Consider the following 14,478-nt stretch of genomic DNA (forward strand, 5'->3'; position numbering starts at 1 on the left):
CTTTCCTTACGTTGTATCGTTACGCCAATTCCAACTCGCCAAAAAACTCATGGGATTTTGCATCAATAAACTTCACTTCTTCCTGAGTTAACACCACAGTTCCTGCTGCGGCGTTTTCTATTGCTTGCGCGGAATTACGTGCGCCACACAGGGCATAGGTAATACCAGGTTGTTGAAGTGTTGCGGCAATCACTAGCTGCGCGACACTTACATTTTTCTGGCGAGCAATCGGCTCAATGGACTGACAGAACTTTTGCACCCAACGGCGGTTTTCGATTGTAAACATAGGATCAGTGATGCGCTGGTCATCGCCGGTGAAGACACGTTCAGGGGTGACTTTTCCGCTCAGCAGCCCCATAGCAAGTGACGAGTAGCTCAGACACGCAACGTTAGTTTTGATAGTGGTCGGCAGCAAGGTTTGCTCCAACTGACGCTCGATGAGGTTGTACTTCTCCTGCACCGCGTCGACAACGCCCGTTTGTTGATACTGTTCCAACTCCGCTTGATTGGCGTTGCTGATCCCGATGGCGCGGATCTTACCTGCTTTCTTTAGCGCCAATAATGCTTCCATGGTTTCCGCAATCGGCGTAGTTGGGTCTTGCCAGTGGGTAATGTAGAGATCGAGATAATCCGTTTGCAGACGTTTTAAGCTTTGCTCCACCTCATGTTGGATAGCGTCAGCCCCAAGGTAACGATGCACGGGCTTGCCATTCTCATCAAAGAAGTGATTACCTTTATTGGTATGCCACACCAAACCACATTTCGTTGCCAGAACCACCTTGTCGCGGCGTCCTTTAATTGCCTTGCCCACTATTTCTTCAGATACTCCAAGTCCATACGCTGGAGCGGTATCAATTAAAGACACACCGTGATCTAACGAAGCATGAATGGCATCAATGGAGGCTTTCTCATCTGTTCCGCCCCACATCCAGCCGCCCATTGCCCAGGTACCAAGACCGATAACTGATGCTTCAATACCTGAATTGCCGATTTCTCTCGTTTGCATGTTGATTCCCTATTCTGCTTGTTCTAATACACTGGCGACAGTGTCTTCGTCTGAGACTAATCCGTTAATCAATCCACCTTTCAGCGCCGCTAACATGGCTGACACTTTGGTGCGAGTAGCTGCGACACCGAAACTGTGTTCGATGCTATTAAGTTCTTGTAGATTGAGCCCAATGAGTTTTTGATTGATGTGTTCGGCGCATTTGTCGCCTTGTGCGTCATAAAGGTTGGCCAATATCTCCCCTTTACATTGAGCACTAATCAGTGTTTCTGTTTCATGACCACTTAGTGACCGAAGGTCATAGTAGCTGTCGCTTTCACTGGCGACAGAACCGATACCCACCAGAGCAATATCTGCATTACGCGCCAAGTCGAGTACGTCTTTAACGCTGCGCATCTCCATCAAAATGTTGCGCTGTTCGTCGGTATCCACGAAAAGCGGCGCGTGAAGCTGGGTGCTTGTTCCGCCCAATTTTTCCGCTAACTTGCTGGCTAGGTAATTCACATCCGTAAAGTGATGACCTTGAATACCCCCTGTTGCTGGAACCACTCGCACATTCGGAAAGTTCATCGGCTTTAGCTGCTGAACAATCTGCGCCATAGTTTTACCCGCACTAATACAAATAATGCTGTCTGGCTTAATGGTTTCTATAAGTTGTTCACCAGCGGCTTGTGCCACTTGGCGAGTGACAACTTCGTCATCCTGACTGAGACTTGGCTGAATCACCGCCGTTCTCAAACCAAACGTTTCCAACAAGCGCTGTTCTAGCGAGTGCGTTCTTTCTTGTGGAAGCTTTAGCGTAATCTCGACCAGACCATCATCATGCGCTTGCTTAATAACACGATTCACTTTCGCCGTGGACAACCCAAGCTGCTTAGCAATGTCTGACTGGCTGCGATTTTCCATATAGCGCAACGTTAAGATCTTTGCTGTTTGTCTCAATATGTCGTCACGTTCGTTCATCGTCATATCTCTACCTTTATTACTGCTTTCTGCCTTTATATAGGCTTCACATTTCGTTAACACTCAATGACTTTTTGTCTTGGCAACCTTGGTTAACTAGATGTGAAATTTATTTCATCTGAGTAAAAAGTAATCATAGAAAAGGACTTTTACAAGTCAAAATGATACCAATCGTATCGTTTTGACCATTTAAGTGCGCCAGATCACAAATAACAGCCAAAGTGATACGTATTGTATCGATATAGCATTGACCGGCTACATTTTGTTCACTACCTTTTAACACGTGAAATATATTTCACCTGTCTGAAAGATAATTCACATCATCGAGAACAACGTGTTGTGCTGCTTTTGGCTTACTAAGAACGAGGCTGTTTTATAGAGGCGAAGCAGATGTTGCTCCAAAGACGACGAGTGAATAGCAAATACAAATGGAGAAAATTATGAAGTCAGTGACTTTGAAAAAGATATTTAATAAAGGACTTATCGCTACGAGTATTATTGTCGCTTCAAGCCTAGCTGCCACAACACATGCAAACGAACGAATCGCATTTTTCGTTTCTGATTTGTCTAATGTATTCCACCAATCTCAAGCGACGGAAGCAAAGCGCTACGCAAAAGAGAAGTACGGTGCTGAAGTGGTTATCTTCGATGGTAAAGCCGATTCAGCGGTAATGACGCAAAACGTTGACCAAGTAGCAGCAGGTGCATTTGACGGTGCCTCACTTCATATTTGGGATGGCGAAGCTGCGACTCCGGGTGTTGAAGAAGCATTAGAGGAGAACATCGCTATGACGTCTTTCTTTAGCCCAATCACTGATACCGGCATTCCAACGGCTCGAAGTGATGAAGCGACCGTCTCTTACGATATGGGCGCACAAATGGCAAAAGCGTGGAAAGAAGCCAATCCTGACAAGCCTATCGTCATGGTTCAACTCGGTTGGCCAAACCACACCGAGGTAAGCTCTGGCCGAACTAACCCATTTGCTGAAGGCGTGCTTTCGGTTGATCCAACAGCGAAAAACCTCGGCGCTCTTGATGCTAGCGGCGGTCAAGAAGCAGCGAAACAAATCATTGTAGATCTTCTTACTCAACAACCAGAAGTTAACTTGATTTATTCCGAAGCCTCGAACTTAACAGTAGGCACAATGGCAGGTCTCAACCAGCTAGGTCGCGGTAAGTTTAAAGATGGCAAGCCGGTGACAGAGATCGTCGCCAGTGTTGACTTTGACTCGGTTGAATTTGGTCAAATCTATGATCCTGAATCAAGCCTAAAAGTCTCCATGGGTCTTCCTCCGATTGAAACAGCACGTGGTCGTATCGACTTAGTAATGGATGTCATCAACAAGAAGGTTTCGCCAACGAAGGATCAAGCAGAAGAATTCTTCTATAAGGCTTACACCATCTCTTACTGGTCAATGCCAAAGCCTGATGCAGAGCAATGGCTAGACGCTCAGTTCAGCAACTAACCCAGGCTTAAGGTCGGCGGCTAGACCGCCGACCTTATATGTTACTCACTTATTCAAAATCTCAGTGTTAAGGAAAAACTCGCTTCATCTGTCATGTCATCTGTGGCCTAGCAGTATCGAAGGTGCAACCACTGAAGGAGAGATCATCTTGAATAGTCACAATTCAACACCTGTATTATCAATTGAAGGGCTGATTAAAGACTACCCCGGTGTTAGGGCAGTTAACGATGTGAGCTTTGCGATTGAACGAAGTACCGTTCACTGTTTGATTGGCGAGAACGGCGCAGGAAAATCCACATTGGTAAAAATGATCACCGGCGCTATTCAGCCTACTCAAGGTGCAATGAAGGTGAACGGTAAGGATTACCGACCGACTGGCACTCAGTCAGCGCGTGACTCGGGAATCGCCACTTTATTCCAAGAGCTACACGTCGTTGATGAATTGACTGTACTTGAAAACTTAACGCTAGGTATGGAACAGAGCCGATTTGGTTTTTTGATTAAGTCCGGGTTAGAAGAGCGCGTGATCGAAACATTAGCAACCATTGAGCCTTCTATCGACCCATATGCTCGCGTCTCGACCCTCGGTGTCGCCCAAAAACAGATTATTGAAATTGCCCGTGCCGCCTCATCTGGCGCTAATGTCATTATTATGGACGAACCAACGGCAGCCTTGTCGGAAAGAGAGGTCGAAAGACTCTTTACCGTTATTCGTAGGCTACAAGAACAGAGCGTGACGGTTATCTATATCTCTCACAAACTGGATGAGATTTTGACCTTGGGGGATCGCGTCACTGTCATGCGCGATGGCAAACACATCGCCACTAAACCCATGTCTGAGGTCGATGGCCGCGCAGAGCTCATCGATATGATGATAGGTCGCAGCATCATGCACGATTATTCCCCGCGAGACGCCATTACTGATGAAGTGTTCCTCGCCGCGCAGCGCCTTAACAACCATCGCCTCAAAGATGTCTCGTTTGATATCAAAAAAGGCGAGATCGTTGGATTTTATGGATTGGTTGGTGCTGGAAAAACCGAGATCGCACGAGCGATATTCGGTGCCGACAAAGTCTCTGGAACGATTCGCCTCAATGGCAAAGATGTGGGTAATTCGCCACGTGAAGCCATTGCTGCGGGTATTGCCCTCGTGCCTGAAGAGCGTCGTACTCAAGGCCTATTTACCAATTTAACCATTCGAGAAAACATCCCAGTCATGAATCTACCAAGAATGTCTGACTTTGGGGTATTCAGAGAAAATGATGAGCTGAATGCAGCGATCGATTACGTCGATAAGCTCTCTATTGCCACCAGCTCAATAGAAAAGCACACAGAGAAACTCTCTGGTGGTAATCAGCAAAAAGTGGTGATCGCTAAATGTCTGTTCTCACAGGCGAAGCTTCTGCTGCTCGATGAACCCACTCGCGGTGTCGATGTGGGCGCGAAAAAAGAGATCTATGACTTAGTAAAAAGTCTCGCCAACGAAGGCAACTCAGTCGCGGTGTTTTCTACAGAACTCGAAGAGATCTTGGGCGTTTGTGATCGAATCTTCTTACTTTATGACGGCTCACTGGTATCTGAAATCAAGAATGGAGAGAACGTCGACACTAACTACATATTGAATGCCGCTACGGGTGGCCTTGAGGAGGCAGTATAATGAACACGTCAGTAAAGCCTAATCACTCGCCAGTGGAGTATCGACGGGTGAGCGACCAAATGTACATCACCTTGTTAGTGGCATTTGTTGCTATCGGGCTGTTTCTAGTTGCGTCAGCGTTTGTCCCGAACTTTTTCCAAGTTCAAAACATGCTTAACCTAATCACCAATAACTGGGCAGTGATTTCTCTTGGTGTTGGCGTCTCTTTCTTGTTGATTTCAGGCAACTTTGACCTCTCCGTTGGCGGTATTGTTGCGCTTTCAGGCGTGCTATCGGTTTGGTTTGCTCAAGCTATTGGTGGCGGTTCAGCCCTATCGACGGGCTTAGGGTGGCCTTATTGGCTTGCGGTGGTCGGCGCATTAATGGGCGCACTGGCTATCGGTGGTTTGAACGCTCTGTTTGTCGTGAAGTTTCGCATCCCATCAATCATTGTCACGCTTGGGACTATGATGGTGGCGAGAGGTATCGCCCAGGTGATTACTCAAGGTTCGCAACGTAACACCAATTTGCCCGAGGAGTTTGGCTTGCTCGGCAATTTGAAGGTGTTTGGCACCTCAATGCAATTCCCAGTACTGTTTATGCTCATTCTATTTTTTGTCGCCATTTTTATTGAGCGTAAAACCGTGTTTGGCCGCATCACCTATTGGATTGGCGCCAACCCTGAAGCCGCAAAGCTGTCAGGTATCGATAATTCCAAACACATTACTTACTTGTATCTATTTAGTGCGCTAGTAGCCGGCATTGTTGGCATCCTGCTCTCCTCAGAGTTTAAGTCAGGCTTTTCTAATCGTGGTTTACTGATGGAGTTTGACGCATTGGTTATCGCGCTACTTGGCGGTATTGCCATTGCTGGCGGCTTTGGCTCTGTCATTGGCATGTTCTTTGGCGCCATTATCTTAGCGGTGGTGACCTCGGCTGCGACTGGGCTAACCCTATCACCGGATTGGCAATTCATACTCAAAGCGGTCGCCGTTTTCTTAGCGATCACTGCTCAAACTTGGGCACTGTCCCTTAGAAACAAATAAGGAGGGGAACGTTATGTCCGATTCAACTAAATCACTTAATTCATCATCTGCCCCGTCGCCAGCTCCCGCATTGGGCGGACAAGTGGCCGAGTTTTTCCGTAACTACTACATCTACTTTGTATTGGCAGCGATTGTTATTTTTCTAAGTAGCGTTAACTTAGATCAGTATGCATTGTTTGAGCGCGGAAACTTTCTTTATAAGAAAAACGTCATCAACATTTTACGTGTTTCCGCTCCCATTCTCGTATTGGCGGGCGCGTTTACCTTACTGATGGTCTCTGGCTACATCGACCTGTCCGTTGGTAGCACAATGGGACTCACTGCCGTCATTTATGCCCTTCTCGCCATCAATGGTGTTCCAATGTGGGCGGCTTTCTCCATTACCGTGTTTTGCGGTATATTGCTGGGAGCATTCAACGGCTTGTTGGTGGTGAAGTTTAATATCACCCCCGTTATCGCTACCTTGATTACCCTAAGCTTGTATAAAGGTATCGCACTGCTTTTGGTTGAGGACGGCGTGTCAGCCATCAAATCCATGGGCGATCTAAAAATGCCAGCGTGGTTTAACGACTATGGTCGCGATGCTGTTTTACTTGGTTTACCAATGGCGTTTTGGGTAGCAGTGGGCGTTACGGCTCTACTCATCATCCTGCAAAACCGTTCTTTATTGGGTAAGTACGCCGCCGCTACGGGTGGTAATCCTACCGCTGCTAAGTTATCGGGAATTAAGACTGGGTTGGTCGTCTTCACGCTTTACGCTATTGTCGGCGCTACAGCAGCGCTTGCGGGTATTGCGCGTTCAAGCTTTATGTCGCTCGGTGACCCGCTATCGGGTGACGGTATGGAGTTAACCGCTATTCTTGTGGTGTTAATTGGTGGTACGGCGTTCAGCGGCGGTGAAGGTAAAGTACTGCGTTCATTTGTTGGTGCACTGATTATCATGACACTCACTGTCGGAATGCTCACTCTCGTACCTGCTTATTACCAAACTTTGGTGATTGGGGGTGCGCTATTGGCAGCAGCGGCATCGAATCACTTGATTAGTCGAAAGCGTAGTGAAGGATAAGTAGATTTAAGTGCAAATTAAGCCAGCGACAGGCACCAATTTAAACAGCCATGCATAGTTTTAATATTGCTGGCTGTTTAAAGCCCATAATAGAAAACTGTAAACTTTCATTACATGAAATAAAAGCTAAACATTTTAGTCGTAATTTCCACCTATGTTCTCCTTACAAGTTCCAATAATGAAAAAAATCCTTATCTCAATTCTGCTATCATTTTTCTCAATGGGAGCATTTGCTCAAAAAGATGCTATTTACATTTCTCCAGAAAAAATGATGTATGACCTAACCGAAGAAGCCACTTGTATAGCTGCTGCCACCTACCTTGAAGTAGATCGCCAAACAATCCATCGCTCGAACTTCACCACTCTCGCGATGGAGTATCAAGTCCCGAAGGATGTGGAAGAGCGAATCTTAGAGATGAACAAAAAGCAATACATGCACTTTATAACAAGAGCAACTAAGCGCTACCAGCCTGAGATACTGCCTTCAATGCTCTTATCAGCCTATACGCACCGGTGCGAGTTTATGAATGGTTTCGAAGCCAGACGCCAGTTTAACTCATCGCCACCAGAGATATAGTGTCAATTATACTCATTTATGCCTCGCTATAATGCGAGGCTTTTTATTGTCTATAATATTACACTCACTTAAATAACATATCTCAATCTAGAGAAATAAATTGCAGGCAACATACCCTTTGGAATCAACATCATCCTTTACAACCCTGCGAAACAAATATACACATACTGTCTTTAAGTATAAATACAAAGTAAATAAATCCTTAATATTCCCCACCTACTCTGCCTGTTCATAAATTTCAAAGCCACAATTATTACCCTTGGAAAATTTCAATGAAAAGCAGTATATTTAAAACTTCGGCGATTGCACTCGGAATAGCCTCCATTCTTTCAGGTTGTAACTCTTCTAGCGATGATGAAACTATCGTCACTCCACCAGAATCAACACCCTCTGCGCAGCTAAAAGTTGGTCTACTTCCAGATACGCAAGGCGGTGGCTGGAACGTCGCTATTCATCCTATGGAAGCCGTGCTTGCCAAACAAAAAGAACAAGGGGTCAACATTGTTATTCCAGTGGGAGACTTAACGGACAATGGCTCCACGCACGAATGGCGCCAATGGGTCGGAGTGGCAGAGAAATATCGAGATGCCGGTATTGAGTTTTTACCTGTCATGGGTAACCACGAGACAAGCTGGGCATACACGGTTGAGTGGATTGAAAATATGCGTCATTTTATTCCTGAGGACGCAATTCATATGCCAACAGCAGAATGGCTCAACTACTATGTTGTACGCGAGAACGTCCTGATAATTGGCCTCGCCTACTATAACCTGCCTATCGCATTTGGCTGGATTCAAGAAGTACTTGCCAATGAAGAAGGCAATTTTGACCATGTCGTGATTGCCAGCCACGATGGTCTTATTGGCGCAAAGTATGGGGAAACTCGTGAGCAAATCGTCGAAGGTAAGAAAGACGACAACCGCTTATTCGATATTCACAAAGAGATTCGAGAAACCTTTGCCGAGCATGATGTTATCTGGGTTCAAGGTCATGAGCACATGTATCAGCGCTCTCAGATCCACGCTCGTGTCCTCGGCTCTAACGACCCTGGCGGACGTGCATCGACTGAAACTTTAGCATCAACACCAAGCGGTGGAAACTATCGCATGCCTTCATATACTCAGATAGTCAGCGGTAATGCGTCCTACAAAGGTTATGAATATCGCTACGGCGAGCGAGAGCTAATTCAAGATGTGATTCAGCATAAGATGGATACCATGTTAGAAGGCTCGACACACTACGATGCTAATGCGCCAATCCTAACCTTCAACGACCAACGAGTTGATTATCACTCTTGGTCCGCGCCTCATACGATCAAGCACAATGACGACGGTCTAAAAGAGCTAGAAAATCCGGAGTGGACTATGATCGACACCTTTAGTCGCACACTTAACCGCTGCGAATCTTTGATCTATCCAAACTCAATACCTGAAGGACAGCGCCCTATCCTGAACCACATCACGCAATACAAAACCGCAGAGTGTGTCGGGGATGATGGCTCAGCAGCGCAGCTTGTCGGCGGAACAAATAATACATTCAATCGAGTCGACACGACCCAGCGCACACTAAGCTTCCACGAAGGTTTGAAGCGAGCTGAGTCCATGAATGACCTGACTCGCCTTACTTACCAATTCTTATTTACGCAGCATCAAGGTTGGGATGTAAACTTAAATGGTAACAACCGTATCATCAACGGTGAAAATGACTTCGATGACACTGGCGCTCGCAAAGGTAACGTGATTGTCCCAGCAACAACCATCGACATGAAAAAACATGTCACTTTAAGCTGGGAGCCAAGATCAAATGAAACCGTATCTGACATTCTTATCGTAAGTGGCATGCAGGTGCATGGCGGAACCTATCAGAATGCACATGGTGCTGAAAAAGACATCACAACGGAATACGGCCATGAAGGCTCTCAACCAGACGGCACCGCAAAACCGCCTCACACTATGCTTCCTTCTACAGCGACTCAAGCTTGGGATGTCGAAACCATTATTGGTGATCAATACGGTATTCAATTTACTGCAGATAGTTCCATCAATGCTGAAACGGTAGCACTCGGTCATTTCTTTGACGGCTCTTGGGTTGCCGTTGCCCCGCAAAATTGTGTTTTAGATCTTCCATGGGATGAAGATTTCGCTCATGGCGTTAGCCCAGATCGCGACGCTGCGTGTGAAGATTATCCGCTTGTAGGTTACGACTCTAATTATGAAAACCGTTGGTGGATGGTTGCGGATAAGGATGTTGAGGTTGCTTTGATTCAGAAATAGGCGTTTTATTTACTAAAAGAGCCTCCAAAGATGAGTCTTTGGAGGCTAATAGTCACTGTTACCCTTGCTGGTGACAGTACTTCCAATCACCTTCAGTTAGGGTGAGTATCCTAGGTGATGCTTCAAGCAACCTGAGCTACTTCCAGCTGACTTACATCTTGGAAAACCCGAAGCTCAAACAGGTTCAATACCGAATAGAGATGTTCGAAGATTTCTGCCTGAACAGTTTCAAAGTGAGTCCAATCCGTATTTTTTGTGAAACAGTAAATCTCTAGGGGAACGCCTTTGGCAGATGAGTCCAACTGACGAACCATAAGCGTATGCTTTTGAGTGATATCTTCTCTGGAGCGCAAGTAAGCTTCAATATATAGACGAAACAGCCCCGCATTGGTCAAACATCGTTTATTGATATTGTCGCCTAGTTGATTGAGCTGATGAGTTTCACATAGCTCCGCTATTTGGTTTCTAAGCAGTGGCACGCTCGCCAATCGACTAACCTGATTCATGTCTAGAAACTTAATGCTGTTTGCATCTAACGCTAGACTCCGTTTAATTCTTCGACCTTGGTTAGTCATACTTCGCCAGTTCTTAAGACCAACGTTCAGTATCTCGTAAGTAGGTATGATGGAGGTAGTTTTATCCCAGTTCTCGACCGTAATAACGTTGAGCGTGATGTCTTTTATTACCCCATCTGCGTCATATTTTTCTACCTCTATCCAATCTCCTTTGCGAACCAGTCGGTGCACATTTATCTTAATAGCCGTCACGATACCAAGGATGCTGTCCTTGAAAATGAGTATCAGAACTGCCGACATTGCACCAATACCACTTACGAGCGCCATAGGCGGAATATCCAGTAAGATTGCCAAGATCATAACAATCATCATTACAGAGGTAACAATCTTGATAAGCTCGATAAACGGCTTGATAGGGATCCCATCCAGTGACTCGTTCTTGCTAAATCGAGCCTCAAAGAGGTCGAGCACTGAATGAACCACTAAAACAGAGAATACGATTAGCCCCATCTCCGCAAGTTTGTTATACCAACCCTGCGCCGAAAAGTATTGAAACCAAAATAGGCTGAAGACAAAACCCACTAAGTACTGTACGCGATGCACAAAGCGCGCTTCATACTGCTTTTTTTCTCGGTTGAGCTTTAGATCTAAAAACTGTGATAGGACTGTGCGAACAAGCCAAGGGATAAGACAGAATGACACTGTGGTAGCAGCGATTTGAAAAAAGTGTTTTTCTACCTCTGTTAGGGAAAGGTAGAGAGATTTCAGCGTTTCTAAATAATCCATTATAACTACAACTAAAAAAAGGCGACGTTGTCGCCCTTTGAAAAACAAAACGTTAACACAAGCTTCTAGGAAAAATCAGCACTAAAAGCATAGGTATCAGTGGCTAAGGTCGAATTAACTGGTACTCAGACATTGACAGAATGGCCTCTTCTAATTCATAGAGCGCAAGCGTGCTATAGCCGAAAAAGTTAGGTACCAGATCCTGCCTGAGTTTTTGCGCAACCACGGATACATCCTCTCCGAGCATCATGCCATCGACTAATCTGTCCAAATCATTACGAGTATTGGCTCCCAAGTCCTCTTCAAATTGAGAAAAACCAGAAACCGACGCATATAAGTTCCCAAACTCCCCACCCGCATTTTCTTCAACATAATAAGTAGCAATACGTGACAGGTTTGCTCTCAAATCAGATACATCTTCCTGAGCACTGAATGAACGATTTAACAGCTTGCTGCCACCTGATGATTTTGTCGTATCGGGTTGGAAGTTATCGACGGGAAAAACCAGAAACGCTGCAATAGACTCGTCCTGAGTAATCGCTGACAGAATAAACCGGCTGTCCTGGTAATACTTGATAATTGCACCTGATGAGCTGCGTTTGATGTAAACAGGCGCTCCCATGACCTCATCAAGGACATTAGAAGAGGCTCTAACATACACCTTTTCAAGCTTACTTTGAGAAGGAATGTCCGTGAACTGAGACAAAGAAAACTGGTATATTTTTTCAAGCGCATCGACGCTGTCATTGAAACTTCCCAGGGCAATGGCAACCAATGAAGCAACGGCAACAAGCTTTGTCCATTGATCCTTGATTGAGTGCCTTTTTACTTCATTCTCTTCACTCTCCGGTGATGTTATTGTTTGAATGTCTGACATCATACTTTGCTCTAAATTGGTTCTGCTTCATAAAGTGACATCCGTGACGACACTTTCTTTAGGTAGTTTTTGGTTTCATCATATGGCAAGCGCTCAATCAAACGCTCATACACTTGTTTTGGCGTCATCTGATTGATGATTTTGGCTGCTTTTCTGATATTCGTAGAGTTATCGGAATTGAAAGCCCTAGCAACATTACCAGCACCAGTGTTATAGGCTGCAATAGCGCAATACAAACGACTCTCATCGTTGGTTATCCGGCTAAGGTAACGCGTGTCCAATATATGCAAATATGCCGTACCCGTTTCAACATTAAAGCCTGGCTGGTATAACTCAGCTTCTTTCATTGGCGCATCGATATTTCGGACCATCCGATTGACATCATGACCAGCACTAGTAGGCACAACCTGCATAAGTCCAAAAGCAGGAACATGAGATTTTGCTCTTGGACGGAATGAAGACTCGCTATGCATTATCGCCATAACAAGCGCTGGATCGAGCTCCCATCGTTTACTCTGTTCAAGCGCCAATGGTTGATATTTAGCCGCGCGTTTCGCAAGACTGTTGTTTGGGAGTTTGATTTTGTATGTGATTACTTTCTGCTTTGGCTCGTTTTCAACAACTTCAGCCACTTTTGCAGATTCCGTTTTACTTACTTCCTCACTCTTCGCCGTCTCTTTAACAGGCTCGCTTTTGGTTGGCTTTAACTTCTCAACCGTTTTAACGTTGACAACCTCCACGTGTTTTACTTCTTGAGCTGGTCTTGTCTCTTCGACATCTTCTGCTTTTTTATCAACTGCTACGACGGAAGTATCTGTTTCTGGTTTAATAACTTCTTTGGCAGGCTCGGGGCTTGGCGCTAGCTCAGCCGTTTTATTCTCAACCACCTTTTCATCAGTAAGTTCAGGGATTCCAAGTATCTTACGTTGTTGCTCATACTGTGCATTTAGAGCCGCTATCCGCTGCTGAGCTTCTTTAATTAGGCCTGTCTTTTTAATGTGCGATCTTTCATAAATAAATGAGTCTGGTACGCCAGTGTTCGCCGCGATCAGGCGATCGGCTTGAATGTCATACTCATTCATCTGTTGCTGAGTTTGTTTAACTATGAACGCTTTTTCTTTGGCTTGCTGTTCGTGGGAGTACGCAACTTTTTGTTGTGTCACATCAGCTTGGTTGATAGCTAGGCTAGACCCATCTGGAAGCTGAGCATTTGCAATGACAAGGCTCTTCGCTTGCTCCTCTGTCATATTCTCATCAACCAAAACAGAAATTTCAGCGGTGTTATTGTCATAATCGACGACCTTTCTTATCGATTCGTCATCGCTATATTCAACATCTTTGGTTTCATCCGAGAGCTCCGCACTGCCCCAACGAGAAATTAATTCGCCTCGCTGCTGATCTAAGTTGGCTGTATAGTTTTCACGCCACGCTTCATACTCATCAAATTGTTGATTAACGTAGTCCCTAAACTCACCATATACCTCTTCCTGAGGACGATTCTTTTTGGCGACAACTTTGTTTAGTTCATCAAATGATTGGGAGTTTGCACTAATAACGGGAGAGAACGCGGTGGCAATGGATAGTGCGAGAGCTGAATAGACTATTTTTCGCATTGATCTAATCCTGACTGTTAAAAACAGGGATCCGAAGATCCCTGTGTATTGCTAATTACATGCTTTTTAAAGAGTTAAGCGCATTGGAAAGCTCCTGCTCCGCTTTTTCGTTGTTGAACTGATTCCACAACTTAGCTTCGCTCGCTTGGTCAACCACTTGGTTCACGTTCGACTTAAACGTGTCTTTGTCCATTCCAACCAACACGTATAGGCCACCAGCCGGACTAACCTGACTAACGATCAACTTGCTATTGGTAAGATTCTGCGTAACAACATTCTGTGTTACCGACTCAAACGTTTCAGTTACAGACTCAACTTCTGCCTCGTTGCTCGATAAAACTGAGCCTTCAATCGCTTCTCTGAACATGTTGCTCACGTCGGTCTGGAATTGAGACGCCAGCTGAACACGCGCAGCATTGACTGCACGCTCACGCATGACTCCAATACCGGCACGACTTTTTTTGGCATAACCCATAGCGCCAGCACCAAGATCTTGTGGCATGACATCACAAACCCAGGAAGGCGCTTCATGTGTTGGCGAATCAGGGAAAGTACATTGCGCAAACTGCTGAGCTTGTTCAACGGTCGACTGAGTACTTTGACAAGCTGCTAACGACAATACTGCAGCACTAACTATAATGCTTTTCTTCAACA

12 protein-coding genes are annotated in these 14,478 nt (G+C 45.4%); 6 read left to right on the forward strand and 6 right to left on the reverse strand.

Annotated elements, in window-relative coordinates:
• Nucleotides 1-19: 19 nt before the first annotated feature.
• Both ACVA6Q_RS11955 and ACVA6Q_RS11960 read right to left on the reverse strand, forming a co-directional pair.
• Nucleotides 20-1,006 carry an aldo/keto reductase gene (locus ACVA6Q_RS11955; protein WP_446647651.1) on the reverse strand — a complete coding sequence of 329 codons (987 nt, stop codon included), beginning with the start codon at nt 1,004-1,006 and terminating at the stop codon, nt 20-22.
• A gap of 9 nt (nt 1,007-1,015) precedes the next feature.
• Nucleotides 1,016-1,975, reverse strand: coding sequence for a sugar-binding transcriptional regulator (locus ACVA6Q_RS11960; protein ID WP_446647652.1), 960 nt, complete (start codon nt 1,973-1,975; stop codon nt 1,016-1,018).
• Nucleotides 1,976-2,409: 434 nt separating this feature from the next.
• Here ACVA6Q_RS11960 and ACVA6Q_RS11965 point away from each other — a divergent pair, with 434 nt between their 5' ends.
• From ACVA6Q_RS11965 to ACVA6Q_RS11990, 6 genes are all read left to right on the forward strand, one after another.
• On the forward strand, nt 2,410-3,435 hold the full coding sequence (locus ACVA6Q_RS11965; RefSeq protein ID WP_446647653.1) for a sugar ABC transporter substrate-binding protein: 1,026 nt from the start codon (nt 2,410-2,412) through the stop codon (nt 3,433-3,435).
• 148 nt (nt 3,436-3,583) lie between these two features.
• Nucleotides 3,584-5,092, forward strand: a complete 1,509-nt coding sequence (locus ACVA6Q_RS11970; RefSeq protein ID WP_446647654.1) for a sugar ABC transporter ATP-binding protein — start codon at nt 3,584-3,586, stop codon at nt 5,090-5,092.
• Nucleotides 5,092-6,117, forward strand: coding sequence for an ABC transporter permease (locus ACVA6Q_RS11975; RefSeq protein ID WP_446647655.1), 1,026 nt, complete (start codon nt 5,092-5,094; stop codon nt 6,115-6,117). Before ACVA6Q_RS11970 ends, ACVA6Q_RS11975 begins: the two co-directional genes overlap by 1 nt.
• A gap of 13 nt (nt 6,118-6,130) precedes the next feature.
• A complete protein-coding gene (locus ACVA6Q_RS11980) occupies nt 6,131-7,183 on the forward strand; it encodes an ABC transporter permease (protein WP_446647656.1) in 1,053 nt (350 codons plus the stop codon).
• A gap of 178 nt (nt 7,184-7,361) precedes the next feature.
• A complete protein-coding gene (locus ACVA6Q_RS11985) occupies nt 7,362-7,760 on the forward strand; it encodes a hypothetical protein (RefSeq protein ID WP_446647657.1) in 399 nt (132 codons plus the stop codon).
• A gap of 272 nt (nt 7,761-8,032) precedes the next feature.
• The gene (locus tag ACVA6Q_RS11990) at nt 8,033-10,033 is read left to right on the forward strand and encodes a metallophosphoesterase family protein (RefSeq protein ID WP_446647658.1); all 2,001 of its coding nucleotides are present in this window, start codon (nt 8,033-8,035) and stop codon (nt 10,031-10,033) included.
• 122 nt (nt 10,034-10,155) lie between these two features.
• Here ACVA6Q_RS11990 and ACVA6Q_RS11995 read toward each other — a convergent pair whose 3' ends face one another.
• The 4 genes from ACVA6Q_RS11995 to ACVA6Q_RS12010 form a co-directional block, all read right to left on the reverse strand.
• Nucleotides 10,156-11,334, reverse strand: a complete 1,179-nt coding sequence (locus tag ACVA6Q_RS11995; RefSeq protein ID WP_446647659.1) for a mechanosensitive ion channel family protein — start codon at nt 11,332-11,334, stop codon at nt 10,156-10,158.
• Nucleotides 11,335-11,437: 103 nt separating this feature from the next.
• Complete coding sequence (locus ACVA6Q_RS12000; RefSeq protein ID WP_446647660.1) at nt 11,438-12,214, reverse strand: ETEC_3214 domain-containing protein; 777 nt, start codon at nt 12,212-12,214, stop codon at nt 11,438-11,440.
• Nucleotides 12,215-12,222: 8 nt separating this feature from the next.
• Nucleotides 12,223-13,824 carry a transglycosylase SLT domain-containing protein gene (locus ACVA6Q_RS12005; protein ID WP_446647661.1) on the reverse strand — a complete coding sequence of 534 codons (1,602 nt, stop codon included), beginning with the start codon at nt 13,822-13,824 and terminating at the stop codon, nt 12,223-12,225.
• Between the two features lie 55 nt (nt 13,825-13,879).
• Complete coding sequence (locus ACVA6Q_RS12010; protein WP_446647770.1) at nt 13,880-14,476, reverse strand: hypothetical protein; 597 nt, start codon at nt 14,474-14,476, stop codon at nt 13,880-13,882.
• Between the last annotated feature and the right edge of the window lie 2 nt (nt 14,477-14,478).

It is taken from the genome of Vibrio sp. DNB22_10_4 (assembly GCF_052879755.1).